General features: G+C 69.4%; 11 protein-coding genes. 5 read left to right on the top strand and 6 right to left on the bottom strand.

All coding sequences use genetic code 11. The features are described from left to right. Positions 1 to 86 precede the first annotated feature (86 nt). The 5 genes from ABD289_RS04335 (at position 87) to ABD289_RS04315 (ending at position 7,445) form a co-directional block, all read left to right on the top strand. Complete coding sequence (locus tag ABD289_RS04335; protein ID WP_344126752.1) at positions 87 to 1,943, top strand: dynamin family protein; 1,857 nt, start codon at positions 87 to 89, stop codon at positions 1,941 to 1,943. 133 nt (positions 1,944 to 2,076) lie between these two features. Then, positions 2,077 to 2,838, top strand: coding sequence for a DUF6802 family protein (locus tag ABD289_RS04330; RefSeq protein ID WP_344126750.1), 762 nt, complete (start codon positions 2,077 to 2,079; stop codon positions 2,836 to 2,838). 459 nt (positions 2,839 to 3,297) lie between these two features. Further along, positions 3,298 to 5,115, top strand: a complete 1,818-nt coding sequence (locus ABD289_RS04325) for a phosphoenolpyruvate carboxykinase (GTP) (protein ID WP_344126748.1) — start codon at positions 3,298 to 3,300, stop codon at positions 5,113 to 5,115. Between the two features lie 496 nt (positions 5,116 to 5,611). Next, entirely contained in the window at positions 5,612 to 5,755 is a 144-nt protein-coding gene (locus ABD289_RS04320) for a hypothetical protein (RefSeq protein ID WP_344126746.1), read from the top strand. Positions 5,756 to 6,230: 475 nt separating this feature from the next. Further along, complete coding sequence (locus tag ABD289_RS04315; protein WP_344126744.1) at positions 6,231 to 7,445, top strand: ROK family transcriptional regulator; 1,215 nt, start codon at positions 6,231 to 6,233, stop codon at positions 7,443 to 7,445. A gap of 43 nt (positions 7,446 to 7,488) precedes the next feature. On the opposite strand, the gene ABD289_RS04310 is transcribed toward ABD289_RS04315, so the two are convergent. The 6 genes from ABD289_RS04310 to ABD289_RS04285 form a co-directional block, all read right to left on the bottom strand. Continuing rightward, complete coding sequence (locus tag ABD289_RS04310; protein WP_344126742.1) at positions 7,489 to 8,337, bottom strand: SGNH/GDSL hydrolase family protein; 849 nt, start codon at positions 8,335 to 8,337, stop codon at positions 7,489 to 7,491. 113 nt (positions 8,338 to 8,450) lie between these two features. After that, positions 8,451 to 10,730 carry a translocation/assembly module TamB domain-containing protein gene (locus tag ABD289_RS04305; protein WP_344126740.1) on the bottom strand — a complete coding sequence of 760 codons (2,280 nt, stop codon included), beginning with the start codon at positions 10,728 to 10,730 and terminating at the stop codon, positions 8,451 to 8,453. A gap of 189 nt (positions 10,731 to 10,919) precedes the next feature. After that, complete coding sequence (locus ABD289_RS04300) at positions 10,920 to 11,681, bottom strand: amino acid ABC transporter ATP-binding protein (RefSeq protein WP_344126738.1); 762 nt, start codon at positions 11,679 to 11,681, stop codon at positions 10,920 to 10,922. Next, entirely contained in the window at positions 11,678 to 12,475 is a 798-nt protein-coding gene (locus tag ABD289_RS04295) for an amino acid ABC transporter permease (RefSeq protein ID WP_344127137.1), read from the bottom strand. The genes ABD289_RS04300 and ABD289_RS04295 overlap by 4 nt, the downstream gene beginning before the upstream one ends. 142 nt (positions 12,476 to 12,617) lie before the next feature. Beyond that, a complete protein-coding gene (locus tag ABD289_RS04290) occupies positions 12,618 to 13,433 on the bottom strand; it encodes a basic amino acid ABC transporter substrate-binding protein (RefSeq protein ID WP_344126736.1) in 816 nt (271 codons plus the stop codon). Between the two features lie 431 nt (positions 13,434 to 13,864). Further along, positions 13,865 to 15,970 (bottom strand): VanW family protein, encoded by a 2,106-nt coding sequence (locus tag ABD289_RS04285; protein WP_344126734.1) that lies wholly within the window; start codon positions 15,968 to 15,970, stop codon positions 13,865 to 13,867. Positions 15,971 to 15,990: the final 20 nt, after the last annotated feature.

Genomic DNA, 15,990 nt, shown 5'->3' with positions numbered 1-15,990 from the left:
AGTTTTGCCTAAAACTGCGCGGACATCTCGGGCTCGGAGCCTCACAGTTATAGGCAAAACTGTCACGTGACCAGGAAGGGGTGGAGATGGCGGCTGCTTCCGGGGTTGCCGTGGCCGCGGCGCTTCCGCAGCAGGTGAAGCAGACCCGGGACAAGCTGATCGGCTTCCTGCGGGAGAGCGATCCGGTGGCGGCCGAGTGGGTCGAGCAGGTCCGGCGCGGCCGGCCGGGCACGCCCGGCGTCGTCGTGGTCGGCGAGACGAACCGCGGGAAGTCCTCGCTGGTCAACGCCCTGCTGGCGCGCCCCGATCTGTCGCCGGTGGATGCCGAGGTCGCCACCTGCACCTACCTGCAGTTCGAGCACGCCCCGGAGTGGACCGCGCAGGCCTGCTACCCGGGCAGGCAGGAACCGGTGCCGTTCGGCATCGACGAGCTGCCGAACTGGTGCAGCGCGAGCCGCGAGCTCCCGGAGGGCCAGCTGCCGCCCCGCTTCGTGCGAGTCGGCGCGCCCCTGGACGCGCTGTCGCAGCTGACCGTCGTGGACACGCCGGGCGCGGGCGGACTGGACGCGCTGCACGGCGAACTGGCCATGGAGGCGGCGGGATCGGCCACCGCGCTGCTGTTCGTCGTCGACGCCTCCGCCCCGTTCACCCGCGGCGAGCTGAACTTCCTCCAGCAGCTCGGCGAACGGGTGGAGACCGTGGTCTTCGCCCTGGCCAAGACCGACGCGCACCGCGGCTGGCGGCGAATCCTGGAGGAGAACCGCAGGCTGCTGGCCGAGCACGCACCGCGCTTCGCCGAGGCCCCGATGCACCCGGTGTCGGCGCGGATGGAACACCTCGCCGAGCAGGCCCCCAGCGAGCAGGCCGCCGCGCTGCTGCGGGAGAAGTCCGGGGTGGCCGAACTGCGCGAAGACCTGGAACGGCTGATCGGCAGCCGCTCGGCGATGCTCGGCGAGGCCAACACGATGCGCGCGCTGTCGACCGTGCTCGCCGAGCTGGCCGCGAACCTGGATGCGGAGAAGCGCGCGCTGACCGTCGGCGAGGACGAGGCCGAGTCGCTGCGCGCGCGCCGCGACGAGCTCACCACCGCCCGGCGCTCGTCCACCCGGGGCTGGCAGGTCAAGCTGCGCGGGGAGGTCCAGCGGGCCCGGGTGGAGACCTCGCACGAGGTCAGCAATCAGGTCCGCGAGGTGCAGAACTGGTTCCGGCGCGCCATCGACGGCGCCGACCGCGAACAGCTCGTCGAACTGCCCCGGCAGGTCGACGTCGCACTGCAGATGGCCTCCACCCGAGTCGCCGCGATGCTGTCGGCCCGGCTCGCGGGGGTCGCCGAGCAGACCCTGGAGAACCTGTTCTCCGCCGAGGAGCTGGACGTGATCCGCTCCCAGTTCGCCCGCGGTGCGCAGTCCCCGATCGCGCTGCGGCCGCCGGACAGGCGACCGCCGACGGCCGAGGACAAGCTGCTGATGTTCATGGGCGTCTCCGGTGGCCTCGGCGTGGGCCGCGCGGCGGCGATGCCGCTGGCCGGGCTCGGCGTGGCCGCGTTCAACCCGGTGGTGCTGCCGGTGACGATCGTGCTCGGCCTCGGCGCGGGCTGGTGGATGGCCCGCACCCGCAAGCACGCCGCGGACAAGCAGCACCTCAAGCAATGGCTCACCGAGGCCATCGCCGATGCCCGCTCATCGCTGGACCAGCTGGTCGCCGAGCAGCTCATCGAGGCCGAGCAGCAGTTGTCGCTGGCCCTGGACGACGCGCTGAGCCGCCGGATCGAGGCCATCGAGGAGGAGCTCCGCGAGGTGGACAAGGCGCTGAAGATGGACGCCGCCGAGCGCAGCCGCCGCCTGCGGGACGTCGATCACCGCCTCACCGAGGCCACCACCGGCCGGGACCGGGCCGAGCACCTCCTCGCGAGCATCCGCAACCTCCGGGACACGGCGGAGTAGCCGCGCGCTTCACCCGCCCGGTTCGGGCGGAACCACCTCCGAATCCCCTGATGGGATGGTTTCGGGCTGGAACCCGCGGGCCCTACGCTGCGTCTCAGCGGCGCAGGCCGCGGACACGGACTGAGGGGTTGACGTGTACATCGAGGAGACCGGTGCGGGCGACGGGGACATCAAGGTCACCGTCGACGGCGAGGACTACACCGCCGAGGCGAACTACGACCTCGACGGCGACGGGATGGACGACACCATCGCGGTGATGACCGGGGACGGGTTCGTCGCCTACATCGACGAGGACAGCGACGGCCGGGCCGACGTGCTGCAGTCGATCAACGACAACGGCGACGTCACCGAGCAGGCGCGGTTCGACCCGGGAACCGGGCAGTGGATCGGCGAACGCCCCGGCAACCACCCGGACCCCGGCGGCCACGACCGGCGGGAGCACGACGAGCGCAGCCTGGTCATCGACACCGGCCAGGGGGAGCGGCAGGTCGGGCTGCCCACCGAGGACACCAACTCCGACGGCATCGCCGACACCGCCATGGTCGAGGGCGAGGACGGCGCGACCATGATGGTCACCGACCTGGACGGCGACGGGTCCGCCGACCAGGTCGTGGAGGTCTCCAGCAGCGGCGACATCACCATCTCGCACCACACCGGCGAGGGGCAGTGGACCGTCGTGGAGCAGGGCAAGATCGGTGACGACGGCCGGTACGCGCCGGATCCGCACACCGCGGCCACCGATGACGCGACGTGGACCTTCGACGAGCCGGAGCCCCAGCAGCCCGTCGGGGAGCACGCCGAGCAGCCCGGCCAGCACGCGAGCGCCGCGGACGACCGGCCTCGGGCGCACCGCGGTGGTGCCGCCGCTCCCGACTCGGACGCCGTCTGGGAGTAGGCCACCTGCGGTTTTCCGCGATGCAGATTTGACCCCTCAAACTAAATGCGGAAAACACCACCTGGGAAGGTGAATTCATCACCCGCCCGAGGGCATTATTCAAGCCTTCGGGCGGTTTTCCATTTGCGGCAACCGCCATTCGGCCGCAGCGGCTACGCACCAGGGCTTCCCGAGCGCGTCCGGTTCGCCGGAAATCCGCCAGCGCACAAAGCCTGCCACGAGGAGATTTCCGCACGTGGCACCCGAGAATTTGCTACTGAATCGATTCCCTTATCGTTCCTGTGAGAGAACCGACATCGCTGATCTTCAATGCTCGCGCTCATCGCCGTTAGCCTCAATGCATCCCTTTTTCACTTCGCCCGGTCGTCGGGCCGGTCGAAGCGTTCCCTGTAAAGGTCGATGGGGGCATCCCATCGACGCCTATCCGGGCTGTGGCGCCCAGTCAGGAGACACGTCGCGATGACCGCAGTGACCATCCCCGGTCTCGACCAGGCCCCGACCGAGCACGAGCGCCTGCTGTCGTGGGTGCGTGAGGTCGCGGAGCTGACCACACCGGACCGCGTGGTGTGGTGTGACGGTTCGCAGGACGAATGGCAGCGGCTGACCGACCGCCTGGTCGAAGCCGGGACGTTCAAACGCCTGGACAAGAAGCCGAACTCGTTCTACGCGGCGTCGGATCCTGCTGACGTGGCGCGCGTCGAGGAGCGCACCTTCATCTGCTCGGCCGAGGAGAAGGACGCCGGGGTCACCAACAACTGGATGGACCCCAGCGAGATGAAGGCGATCATGACGGAGCTCTACCGGGGCTGCATGCGTGGTCGCACGATGTACGTCATCCCGTTCTGCATGGGCCCGCTCGACGCCGACCCGCCGCGCATCGGGGTGGAGATCACCGACTCCGAGTACGTGGTCGTCTCGATGCACATCATGACCCGCATGGGCGCCAAGGTCATCGAGCGCCTCGGCAAGGACGGCGACTTCGTACCGGCGCTGCACTCGGTCGGCGCGCCGCTCGAGCCCGGCCAGCAGGACGTGCCCTGGCCGTGCAACGAGACGAAGTACATCACCCACTTCCCGGAGGAGCGCAAGATCTGGAGCTTCGGCTCCGGCTACGGCGGCAACGCGCTGCTCGGCAAGAAGTGCTACTCGCTGCGGATCGCCTCGGCGATGGCCCGGGACGAGGGCTGGCTCGCCGAGCACATGCTGATCCTGAAGCTGATCTCGCCGGAGAACAAGGTCCACTACGTCGCGGCCGCCTTCCCGTCGGCCTGCGGCAAGACCAACCTGGCGATGCTGGAGCCGACCATCCCGGGCTGGAAGGTCGAAACCCTCGGTGACGACATCGCCTGGATGCGCTTCGGCGAGGACGGCAGGCTCTACGCGGTCAACCCGGAGGCCGGCTTCTTCGGCGTCGCCCCGGGCACCAACTGGAAGACCAACCCGAACGCGATGCGCACCATCGAGAAGGGCAACTCGCTGTTCACCAACGTCGCGCTGACCGACGACGGCGACGTGTGGTGGGAGGAGATGGAGCACCAGCCGGAGCACCTGACCGACTGGAAGGGCCGCGACTGGACTCCGGACTCCGAGGAGAAGGCCGCGCACCCGAACTCCCGCTACTGCACGCCGATGTCGCAGTGCCCGATCCTGGCGCCGGAGTGGGACGACCCGAACGGCGTGCCGATCTCGGCGATCCTGTTCGGTGGCCGCCGCAAGACCACGATTCCACTGGTCAACGAGTCCTTCGACTGGCAGCACGGCGTGTTCATGGGTGCCACGCTGTCCTCGGAGAAGACCGCTGCGGCCGCGGGCAAGGTCGGCGAGGTCCGCCGCGACCCGATGGCGATGCTGCCGTTCATCGGCTACAACGTCGGCGACTACTTCCAGCACTGGGTGAACATGGGCAAGGAGGCCGACTCCTCCAAGCTGCCCAAGATCTTCTACGTGAACTGGTTCCGCCGCGACGAGTCCGGCAAGAAGATCGTGTGGCCGGGCTTCGGCGAGAACTCCCGCGTGCTCAAGTGGATCATCGACCGGCTCGAGGGCAACGCGGCCGCCGAGGACACCGCGATCGGCCGGGTCCCGTCCTCGGACCAGATCGACCTCGAGGGCCTGGACTGCCCGGTCGAGGACGTCGACACCTCGCTGCACGTCGACATCGACGAGTGGAAGGCCGAGCTGCCGCTGATCGAGGAGTGGTTCGACACGATCGGCGACGCCCTGCCGAGCTCGATGCGCGACGAGCTCGAAGCGCTCAAGCAGCGCCTCGGCGAGTAGGGGTTTCGGGTGCGGTTCGCGCGGCGGTGCCGGTAGCGGAGCCGGTTGAGTCCCACACCTGGGACAGCGGCTCCGCCGCGAACCTCGAACCGAGAACAACCCTAAGGAGACGTTTCAGCTTGGGGTTTGCGTTGCGGTGCCGGGAGCGACCTCGGACGCCGCGGCGCTGGCTGAGTCCCACACCGCATGCGGCTCCGCCGCATTCCGAAAGAACCCCTAAAACCCTGGTGGGTGGCTGCGACGTGTCGTGGGAAACCTCGCGGCCACCCATCCGGAGCGGCGGATGGCAGGATCCGTGCGCGTTCCGAGCGGCGCTTCCCCGGACGTGGTTCCGGGGAAGCGCCGTTTCGCGTTCGCCCCGTTTTGAGTAGATCTACTCGATCGAGTCGAGTAGATGGGAATTCGTCTACCGCCAGCAACCGGATCGACACTCTGTGCGTCCTACGAAAACCCGCCCCAACGGGGAAGCGGGAGCCGGACGAGGAGGTGTCGAGTGATGGCCGGATTGGCTCTGCTGGTGCTGGCGCTGGTCGCCGTCGCCGCTGTGTTCATCGCCCTGCGCGACGAAGACGACGAGGAAACCGAAGCCACCCGAGAGGACATCGAGCTTCCACCGCGCGTTTCGCGGGTGAGCCGATGATCGCGATCCGATGCACGACCGAGCGGTGCGCGAGGCCGGACACGACAGCGTCGAACCCGGCCTCGCGCACCGCTTTCGCTCTTCGGCGACACCGAAAGGCCTGAGATTCCGCCTCGGCCGTCGAGGTGCCGATGGGCGCCCCGCACCACGTGCGGGCGCGGAGCCCGGACCGCGCGGGGGCCGGCACGCACATCCCGACTCGAACCGGCGAGATCGCCGTCCCGCCGCGGCCCGGCAACCGGGTCGATCACACCGACGGTGGTTGCGGTTTACCTGAGACCCGGATCACACTCAGTGCTGGTAATTCCATTCGTTTGCACAAGTCGATGAGCACGCCTTCCCCGGACCACGTGGAGGCCGAACCACCGCAACCGCCGGTACCGCCGCCGAACCCTTCGGCGAGGGCCGTGGTCCTCCGGAACCGCTCGGATTCGGCCGCGCACGACGACCACAGCCACCGCCAAAGGGAGCTTCGATGTCGAATTCCTCCTGGCAGGGGACCAACCTGCCTCGGGTGGGCGGGTTCAACCGCGCCGTCGTGCTCGAGACGATCCGCAGGCACGGCGAGATCAGCCGCGTCGAACTGGCCGAGCACACCGGGCTGACCGCGCAGACCATGTCCAACATCGTGCGGGCGCTGATGACCGACGGGCTGGTGACCGAGAACGGCCACGCCCCCTCCACCGGCGGCAAGCGGCGGGTGCTGCTCAAGGTGGTGCCCGACGCCTACACCGCGGTGGGCCTGCACCTGGATCCCGAGCGGATCACCGGGGTGCTGCTGGATCTCGCTGGAGGGGTGCGGCTGCGCACCACCCGCCGGATTCCCGCCGACTCCAGCCCCTCGGCGATCACGGCCGCGCTCACGCGCACCGGACAGCAGCTCGTGCGGCGCTCCGGCCTTCCCGCCGATCGAGTGCTGGGCGCGGGACTGGCGGTGCCGGGTCCGATGGACGCCGCGCACCGCATGGTGCTCGACCCGCCGAACCTGACCGGCTGGCACGAGGTCGCGCTCGCCGACCTGGTCGAGGAGCGGTTCGCCGTACCGGTGGTGATGGACAACGACGCCACCGCGGCCGCGATCGGGGAACGCTGGTCGGGCTGCGAGCAGCGCACCGGGTCGTTCGTCTACGCCTACCTCGGCACCGGTGTCGGCATCGGGGTGGTGCTGGACGGACAGGTGCATCGCGGCGTCAGCAACAACGCGGGCGAGATCGGCCACGTGCACAGCGGTGGCGGCAGGCAGTGCCACTGCGGAAGGCGCGGCTGCCTGGAGGCCTACTGCTCGATGCGCTCCATCGTCGCCGACTGGCGGGAGTCCAACGGCCAGCCCGAGCCCACCTCGGTGACCGCCGCCTACGACCAGCTCTGCCGCGAAGCGGTGGCGGGCGACACCGCCGCGCGCAACGTCCTCCACCGCACGGCCACCCGCCTGGGCCAGTCCCTCGCCTCGGTGGTCAGCGTGCTGGACGTGGACCGAGTGGTGCTCGGCGGTCCCGCGCTGCGCCAGGTCGCCGAGCTGGTCCGCGCCCGCGTGGCCAAGGTCGTCAACACCCAGGTCTGGGCGTCGCACGTGCGTCCGGTCCAGGTGGAATCCGCCCTGATCGGCAGCGACGCCGCCGCGGTCGGTGCGGCGTCGCTGGTCTTCGATCACACCTACTCGCCCAGGCTGAACACGCTGCTCGGCTCCTGAGGAGCTGTTCCGGGCTCCGGGGCCCGCGACTTGCGAACGGCCATCACCGCACGAGTTCGCGGTCGGCCACGGCGTCGGCGACCGCCTCGCCGAAGGCCTCCATGCCCCGGGCGTTCGGGTGCAGCGGAGCGGCGAGCGAGGTGGGCACGAAGCCCTCGAAGTACTTCTGATCGCGCGCTGCGCAGACGTCGTGCCCCTGGCTGACCGGACGCAGGTCGACGAACGACGCCCCGTGCGCGTCCGCGCGCTCCGCCAGCATCTCGCTCAGAGCGTCCACACTGGACTGGATGTAGTCCGCGTCCCTGGCCAGGATCGGCTGCATCGGATAGCAACCGCCCGGCCGGATGTAGGTCCCGTAGCCGACCACCACGATCCGCGCGTCCGGGGCGCGCGAGGCGATCTCGTCCAGCATCGCGTCGATCTCCGGCGTCAGGGCGGCAACGCGCTCGGCCAGCTCGTCGCCGTCCTCGGTGAACTCGTCCGCGCACGAGTTCGCGATCGGCTCCGGCAGCGGGTTCAGGCAGGACACCGCGGCCTGCACCAGGTCGACGTCGTTACCACCGATGGTGACGGTGACCAGGTCCGTCGACGGGCTCAGCGCGTCGTACTGCGGCGGCAGCACCACGTGCTGACGTCCCGCGAAGTCCTCGGTCTCGGCGCCGGAGCACGTGACGTCGGTCAGCTCGGCGCCCAGCTCGGCGGCGGCGACCCGCGGGTAGTTCGAGGTGGAGCGGAAGCACAGCAGGTTCGGATCCGGGTGCGGCACCAGCGGCCCGGCCGCGGCGGAGTCGCCCATCGCGACGTACTCCACGGACTCCTCCGCCTGCGCGGGCGACAGGGGCAGTGCGGTCGCCGCGATCGCGGCGGTGACGGCGAGGGACAACCGGGCCACGCGAACCTCCGTGCTCGTAGCTCAAACCGCGTTGATCTGAGCACGGAACTCCGCCGATAACAGCCGAATTCACCCGTTCACGAGCCCGATTCGCCCGAAAGGAATCTCGTTGCTCACCGCACTTCGCGCCGCAACGCCCGGGTGATGCCCGCTGCGACGGTGGTGGCCAGTATCCAGCCCGCCGCGATGAGCACCACGGTGATCCACTTCGAGGCCCCGGTGCTCTGCCACATCGAGTCGTGGCCCAGGTTGATGATCGGAACCAGCTGGTCCACCGTGTACAGGAACGGGTCCCACACCGGGTTGTCATCGCGATTCACCGGTTCCCGCAAGGGATGCCAGCTGAACCAGATCGTGCCGGCCGCGGTGAGCATCACCAGCCAGATCAACGCCCGCAGCGGCCGGTAGCCGTAGCTGACGGTGGACCGCTGCATCGCGCTCCACAACCGCACCGGCGGCCGGAACACGGGCCGGGTCGCCCGCGCGATCGCCTGGTAGCGCCGGCGCTCCTTCTCGATCAGCACCGTGACCGCGTGCTCCTCGTTGCCGTTGCCGCTGAACACCCTGGCCAGCTGGTCGTACGGACCGGGCTGGTAGCGGCCCCCGGAATTGGCTCGCAGCCACGAGAGCCGCTCGCGGACCGTCTCGCGATCGGTCGGTTCGACGATCTTGGCGAGGTTGTCGTAGCTGAAGTCCTCGACGTCCACGCCGCCTTCGGCCTTCCACAGCTGCGCGTTGTCGTCCAGCAGCTCGCACTGCGCCTGCCGCAGCAGGACCCGGCCCAGCGGCGGCTGCTCCGGCAGCAGCGTGAGCTCCTGGGTGACCAGCCCGAACGCCCCGATCGCCGTGGGACTCATGTAGTCGCCGAGCCGCGCGCCCCAGAAGTTGGTCTGCCGCCCGATCTCGGCCCGCCGAAGCTGGATCTCGCCCTCGGAGTGGAAGGGCCGGCTGCCCGTGGCGCACACCAGGTCCCGCGCGATCCGCGCCGCGCGCAGGTCCAGCGAGGGCTTGTAGGCGAGCTTGTGCTGGTGCCACGCGGGACTGGTCAGCGTCGTGGACCGCAGGTCGAAGCTGGCGCCGATGCAGGTTCCCTGCAGCTGCAGCGAGCCGACCACGTCGGCCTCGCGGATCTCCAGGTTGCTGCCCACGGTGCTGCGATTGGCCTGCAGGACGTCCGTGCGCGGGCCGTGCAACCGCGACTTGTTCAGCTGGAAGCTGCCCTGCACCCGCACATCGATCATCCGGATCTGGCCGAGCACCACGATCTGCCGGGCGTCGAGGTTGCCGCTGATCGCGCTCCCGTCGATGTGCAGCGCGCGCAGCGGGTTGTCGACGGACTGCTGCGGGGTCCGCGCCCAGCTCAGATCCAGCCAGGCGCGGGACATCCGCAGGTCGCCGCCGATGGTGGAGCTGACCATGCGGATGGTGCCGCCGCTGCGGAAGCCCTCGTCGAGCTGCGCGTCCCCGCTGATCGTGGAGCGGTCGATGATCAGCGTGCTGGTCGGGTCGTCGTGCGGCGACTCGCCGCGCTGCGGCGCCGCGATCCCGGGCTCCAGCACCGCGTCCCGCATCCGCAGGTCTCCCGCGATCTTCGCGCTCGGCAGGAACACCCGCCCCGCCACCGTGAACGGCTGCTTGGTGTTCGGGTCCACGTCGCAGCGCAGCGAACCACCGAGCTGGACGCCGTTGGCGTTGAACGCCAGCCTGCCGCGATTGCGCAGCGCGGCCCCGGACAGCGTCAGGTTTCCGCCGATCTGGGCACCGGGAATCCGGATCTCGCCGGAGACCCGCAGCCGCATTCCCAGCATCGCGCCCGCCACGCGCAGCCGGTCGGCGTAGACGGCGCGCCTGCCCGGGTTGATCAGTTCGCTGTCGTTGAGCACCAGCGATCCGCCGAGCTCGGCATCGGCGAGGTGGATGAGGCCGCCGCGGCTGGTGCAGCGCTGCAGCACGGTGTCGCTGCCGGTGCGCAGGTTGCGCGCGCTCAGGCCGGGCAGCAGGCACCCGCGCAGCACCAGCCCGGCCAGGGTCGCCTGCCGCAGGTCGGGCTGCCGCTCGAACCGGCAGCGCACGAACTCCAGCAGGTACGGCAGGTCGGCGGCGCGCAGGTTGAAATCGCCGGTGATGACCGCGTCCTCGATGACGATCACCGGGCGCTGCCCGCCGTCGCTCTTGGCGAACGGGTGCCAGCCGGAGGAGCCCTCGTCCGGCGAGTCGATCAATCGCCGGGTCAGGAACGCACCGCGGATCTCCCGTTCGGCATCGTGCTCGTCGGCGTGCACGTCCAGCGGCTCGAGCTCGGCACGCTCGGCCCGGCCGGTGCGCAGCAGCTCGTCGATCTGCCGCTCGGCCGCCGTCGCGGGACCGTTCCCGTTCTCCTTGCCACTAGGCATCCTCGCCCCCGGAAGAATCGCCATGGTCCCCCATCGTTCCCGATCACCTACTGGTGAGACGTGCGAACCGGGCGATTGGTTTCTAGCAGCGGGGTATGACACTCCGAACGGAGCAGCGGCGCGGGGCGTTCCACGTGAAACGGTCCCGGCGAGTCGTTCAGCGACTCGCCGGGACCGCGATCGGCTCGATTACTCGGCCGCGTCCGCGTGGGTCGGGTTCAGCACGCGGGCCAGGAAGGAGCGCGTGCGTTCCTCCTTGGGGTTGCCGATGACGTCGGCCGGCTTGCCCTGCTCGACGATGCCGCCGCCGTCCATGAACAGCACGCGGTCGGCGACCTCGCGGGCGAACTGCATCTCGTGGGTGACCACCAGCATGGTCATGCCCTCGTCGGCGAGCTGGCGCATCACGCCGAGCACGTCGCCGACCAGCTCCGGGTCCAACGCCGAGGTCGGCTCGTCGAACAGCATCACCTTCGGGTTCATCGCCAGCGCCCGCGCGATGCCCGCGCGCTGCTGCTGCCCGCCGGAGAGCTGCGCCGGCATCGCGTCGGCCTTGTCCGACAGCCCGACCCGCTCCAGGTTCTCCCCGGCGATCCGGACGGCCTCCTCCTTGCCGCGCCCCAGCACCTTGCGCTGCGCCACGGTCAGGTTGTCCAGCACGGACAGGTGCGAGAACAGGTTGAACTGCTGGAACACCATGCCGATGTGCCTGCGCGACCCGTCCAGATCGTTGTCCGGGTCGGTGAGCTCGTTGCCGTCCACCACGACCTTGCCCGCGGACGGCTCCTCGAGGAGGTTCACGCACCGCAGCAGGGTCGACTTGCCCGAACCCGACGGGCCGATGACGCACACGACCTCACCGCGCTCGACCTGCTGATCGATGCCGCGCAGCACCTCCAGGTCACCGAAGGACTTGCCGAGCCCGGAGAGCTCGATCATCACGTCGCTCATTTGCTGGCTCCCTTGCTTCGCACCCCGCCGTACTTGCGCTCCAGCAGCTCGGAGAGCCGGGACAGCGGAACCGTGATGATCAGATAGCACAGACCGGCGATCAGGATCGGCGTCAGCGACTGGTACTGATTCAGCGCGCCGCGGCCGAACTTGGCCAGCTCGTACTGCTGCGAGGTCAGACCGAGCAGGTAGACCAGGGACGAGTCCTTGGTCAGCAGGATCAGCTCGTTGGTCAGCGGCGGCAGGATGATCCGGAACGCCTGCGGCAGCACCACGGTCAGCATGGTGCGGCTGGACGACATGCCCAGCGACCGCGCGGCCTCGATCTGCCCCTTGGGCACCGCCTGGATGCCGGCGCGGATGGTCTCGGCGATGTAGGCCGCACCGGGCAGGCCGAGGCTGAGCATCACGGTCGAGTAGATGTCGAAGCGCAGCTGGAAGGCGATCGGCACGCCGAAGCCCAGCGCGATGAACACCAGCAGCGCGGGCAGGCCGCGGAAGAGCTCGATGTAGCCGGTGGCGATCCAGCGGTACGGGCCGACCGACGAGAGCTTCATCAGGGCCAGCACGACGCCCAGGCCGAGGCCGAAGGCGAAGCCGACCGCGGTGTAGACGATGGTGTTCACCAACGCCGTCGTGATCACGTCGGGGAACTGCGCGGCCCCGACCTCGAGGTTGAAGAAGGCCCGGCCGATCTCGCCCCAGTCGGCCAGGAAGGCCAGCACGACCGCCACGACCACCAGCACTCCGTACTGGATGCCGCGGCTGAGCCGCTCCCGCTGCCGCCTGCCCATCCGGGGCTTGGGCCGCTCCTCGGTCTCGGTTGTCATCGAATCTCCATGTATCCGGCGGGACGCCCTTTTCCGGCGCGGTGGTCCGCGCACCGCTCGGGGCCGGCGTGTTCCACACCGGCCCCGGGGTGACGACGAGGGTTGGTCACTCGGGCTTCGCGCCGAACCACTTCTCGTAGATCTTGTCGTACTCGCCGGACTGCTTGGCCTTGGCCAGCGACTCGTTGACCTTCGCCAGCAGCGCCTTGTTGCCCTTCTGGACACCGATGCCGTACTTGTCGCCGGTGGTGAACTCCTTGGTCACCTCGGTGTCCGGGTGGTTCTTGGCGAAGTTGAGGAGCACGCCGTTGTCGTTGATCGCCGCGGCGACGCCCCCGGTGCGCACGTCGGTCTGCTGCAGCGCGAGGTCGTCGAAGACCTTGATCTTGTAGCCGAACTTGTCCTTGTTCTCCTCGGCGTAGATCTGGCCGGTGGTGCCGACCTGCACGCCGAGGGTCTTGCCGTCGAGCTGGGACAGGTCGGTGATCTCGGAACCCTTCTTGACCAGCAGCGCCTGCTCGGCGCTGAAGTACGGGTCGGAGAAGTCCAGGTTCTTCTTGCGTTCCTCGGTGATGGTCATCGCGGCCGCGGCCACGTCGCACTGCCCGGAGTTCAGCGACTCACCGGACTGGATCCCCTCGTCGAAGGGCGCGTCGACGATCTTCTGCTCGACGCCGAGGTCCCTGGCGACCAGGTCGACCAGGTCGACGTCGAAGCCCACGGTCTTGCCGCCCTGCTTGAACTGGAACGGCTCGTAGGGCAGGTGGGTGCAGGTGGTCAGCGTGCCGGGCTCGACGAGGCTGATCTCGCCCCCGGCGACGGTTCCTTCACTCTTGGTCGACTCCGCACAGCCCGCGGCGGCCAACGCCACGGCAACCGCGGGCAACAATGCCAGCGCACGAAGGGTTCTGCGACGCGCCACGATGTCACTCCTAGTATGTGAGAACGCAAGTGAACGAATGGTGCCACTCGATCGGACGTAAACCCAATAGTTCATGTTGCGAATCCATCAAGTTCCTCGGAAATCACGCGCCGCACATCCGGTCACGCTCGGTAAACCTTGAGCGTCCGCAAGATCCCGGAGAAAGAATTTTCGGCCCCTGAGCCCCACTCGCGCCGGATGTCCGCATGGCCCGACCGGCAAAGCGTCATTCGGCTGTGGCGACCACCACTGGCGGAGGCGCCGGGATCGGATATCCCTCGACTTTCGCCGTGCACTCACCGTGTCGACAAATCGCCACGTCCCCGAATCGCCCGAGCGCGTCATCGCCATGTCGACAACTCGCCCACCGGTTCCGCCTCCGCACGACCGAGGGCCCTCCCCGCGCACGGGAAGGGCCCTCATCGGTCGGGTCAGCGCGGACCGGGAGGCGGTGGCGCGCCGCAGTGGATGATCGGGTGCGGGTCGTAGACCGTCTTCTGGTCCTCGGTGCGGACCTGGCCGGTCTTGAGGTCGCGGACGGTCCGGGTGTTGACCACGGAGAAGCCCGGCTTCCCCTTGCTCGGCTCGCACGGCTCGCCCGGCGGCACGACCTTCTCCTCCGGCGGAGTCGGGTCGAAGCGCGGCCCGGTCTTGGACTGCACGTCGAACTGCTTGGTGCCCCACAGCGTCACCGTGATGTCCGAGGGCGTCCACTGCGTGGTGATCATGATGCCGCTGTCGGAGACGTTCTTGAACTTCACGTCGATGATGCTCTTGCCGTTCGGCGCCTGGAACACCGTCGCTTCCCGGCCCTCCGGGTAGCGGCTGATGTAGTAGCTGTGCGCCTTGTGCTCGATGTCCTTCATGCCCGCGAAGTACGAGGCGTTGTAGAGCGTGGTGGCGAACTGCGAGATGCCACCGCCCACGGCCTTGTCCGGACGGCCGTCCTTGATGATGCCGGACTCGACGTAGCCCTGCGGCTTGCCGCGCGGGCCGGTGTAGCCGTTGAGGCTGAACTGCTCGCCCGGCCGGATCAGCGCGCCGTTGACCTGCTCGGCGACCCGCCGGATGTTCACGCCCGAGGCCTGCTCGAAGCCGCCGGTGGTGAACTGGCCGACGACCTCGCGCACGCCGAGCTGATTGGCCTGCTCGGTGGTGAACTGAGCGGGCTGCGGGTGGTAGATGGCCTTGATCTCGCGGCCGTCCTGCTGGCGCAGGGTCTGCATCAGCGGTTCGAGGGACTTCTTCCAGTCGATGCCGCGACCGTCCTCCGACGGGTGCACGGTCGGGCGACCGCCCTCGAGCACGATCTCGGCGTCCTTGCCCGGCTTGATGGTGTCGGCCAGCTGCGGCTCGATCTCGCCGATCACGGTCGGCTCGTCGAAGCTCGCCCGCAGACCGCCCTTGCCGTTCGGGGCGAAGCGCAGCGCGTCGGCGATGTCCTTAGGGGACAAGGTCGCGTCCGTGCCGTCGCCGCGCACGGTGACCGGGCCGGACACCGCGGGCTTGGCGATCTCCTCGAGCGCGCGCTGCACGCCCTGCTCGGTGGTGCCTACGGGCTTCTGGCTGGCGGGCAGCTCGATCGTCGAGCCCTCGGCGTAGTGCGCCATGATCTTGTCGGCGGCGCGCTGGACGTCCAGCTTCTGCCCGTGCACCGGGTCGACCGCGACCGGGGTGGTGCCGTCGAAGCGGATGGTCCCCTCGACCGACGGGCGGTCCAGCTGCACGCGGGCGTCCTCAAGCGCCTGCACGAGCTTGCCGCGGTCGGCGGTGCTGACCGGCTCCACCTCGTGGGTGGAGAAGAACGAGCCGATCCGGGTGAAGGGGTTCAGCGGCTGGTCGTCGGCCTTGGCGACGGTGGCCTCCCAGTCCGTTTCCAGCCCGACCCGGTCCGGCTGGATGGTCGTGGAGGCCTCACCGACCTGCAGCTCCACCGGACCCTGCATGTCCGCGCCGAGCTCGTTGCGCAGCTTGGACTCGGCTTCCCGGTTGCTCATGGTGCCGACGTCCACGCCGGCCACCAGGGTGCCGCGGGGCAACGAACCGCTGGTGAACACCAGGTCCCCGATGTAGAGCAGCACCAGCGCGGCCGCGGCGATGCCCGCGATCAGGCCGCCCTTGAGCAGCTGCTGCCGCTTGGCCTCGGCGGGAGTGACGGGCTGCTCGGCCGCGCTCCAGCCGAGTCCGCTCCCCGCGACCCCGCCACCGACCGGGCCGAAACCGGTGGTCGGTTGTTCGGAGCCGACGGTGGGGATGCTCTGGGTCGTGCCGAGGGGGAACCCGTGGAAGTCGTCCGGCAGTGCGGCGATCTGCTGGGTCTGCTCGGCGTCCGGCTCCGGAGCGCGCGGCGGCTGGGCTTCGCCCTGCTCCGGCGGCATCTCGATCTTGCCGGTCTGCTCGGCGGCAGATTCGGCGGGCGGGGTATCCGCAGCGGGCCACTGGGGCTCTGCCTGCGCGTTGTCGGAAGGCCCCTGGTCCTGGTCGCGGTTCCACCCGGTGGAGCCCGCTCCGTTGGAGTGATCGTGGTTTTCCGGCACCGCTTCCCCTTCTCCTCGGT

Origin of the sequence: Saccharopolyspora halophila (assembly GCF_039531955.1) — a bacterium.
GTDB classification, from domain to species: Bacteria; Actinomycetota; Actinomycetes; order Mycobacteriales; family Pseudonocardiaceae; genus Saccharopolyspora; species Saccharopolyspora halophila.
This window is presented reverse-complemented; position numbering and strand designations above follow the sequence as displayed.

Excerpts from the sequence above, each read along its gene's own strand:
- ABD289_RS04325 (WP_344126748.1), top strand. The coding sequence starts at position 3,298 with ATGACCGCAGTGACCATCCCCGGTCTCGACCAGGCCCCGACCGAGCAC.
- ABD289_RS04300 (WP_344126738.1), bottom strand. The coding sequence starts at position 11,681 with ATGAGCGACGTGATGATCGAGCTCTCCGGGCTCGGCAAGTCCTTCGGT.
- ABD289_RS04295 (WP_344127137.1), bottom strand. The coding sequence starts at position 12,475 with ATGGGCAGGCGGCAGCGGGAGCGGCTCAGCCGCGGCATCCAGTACGGA.
- ABD289_RS04320 (WP_344126746.1), top strand. The coding sequence starts at position 5,612 with ATGGCCGGATTGGCTCTGCTGGTGCTGGCGCTGGTCGCCGTCGCCGCT.
- ABD289_RS04315 (WP_344126744.1), top strand. The coding sequence starts at position 6,231 with ATGTCGAATTCCTCCTGGCAGGGGACCAACCTGCCTCGGGTGGGCGGG.
- ABD289_RS04305 (WP_344126740.1), bottom strand. The coding sequence starts at position 10,730 with ATGCCTAGTGGCAAGGAGAACGGGAACGGTCCCGCGACGGCGGCCGAG.
- ABD289_RS04335 (WP_344126752.1), top strand. The coding sequence starts at position 87 with ATGGCGGCTGCTTCCGGGGTTGCCGTGGCCGCGGCGCTTCCGCAGCAG.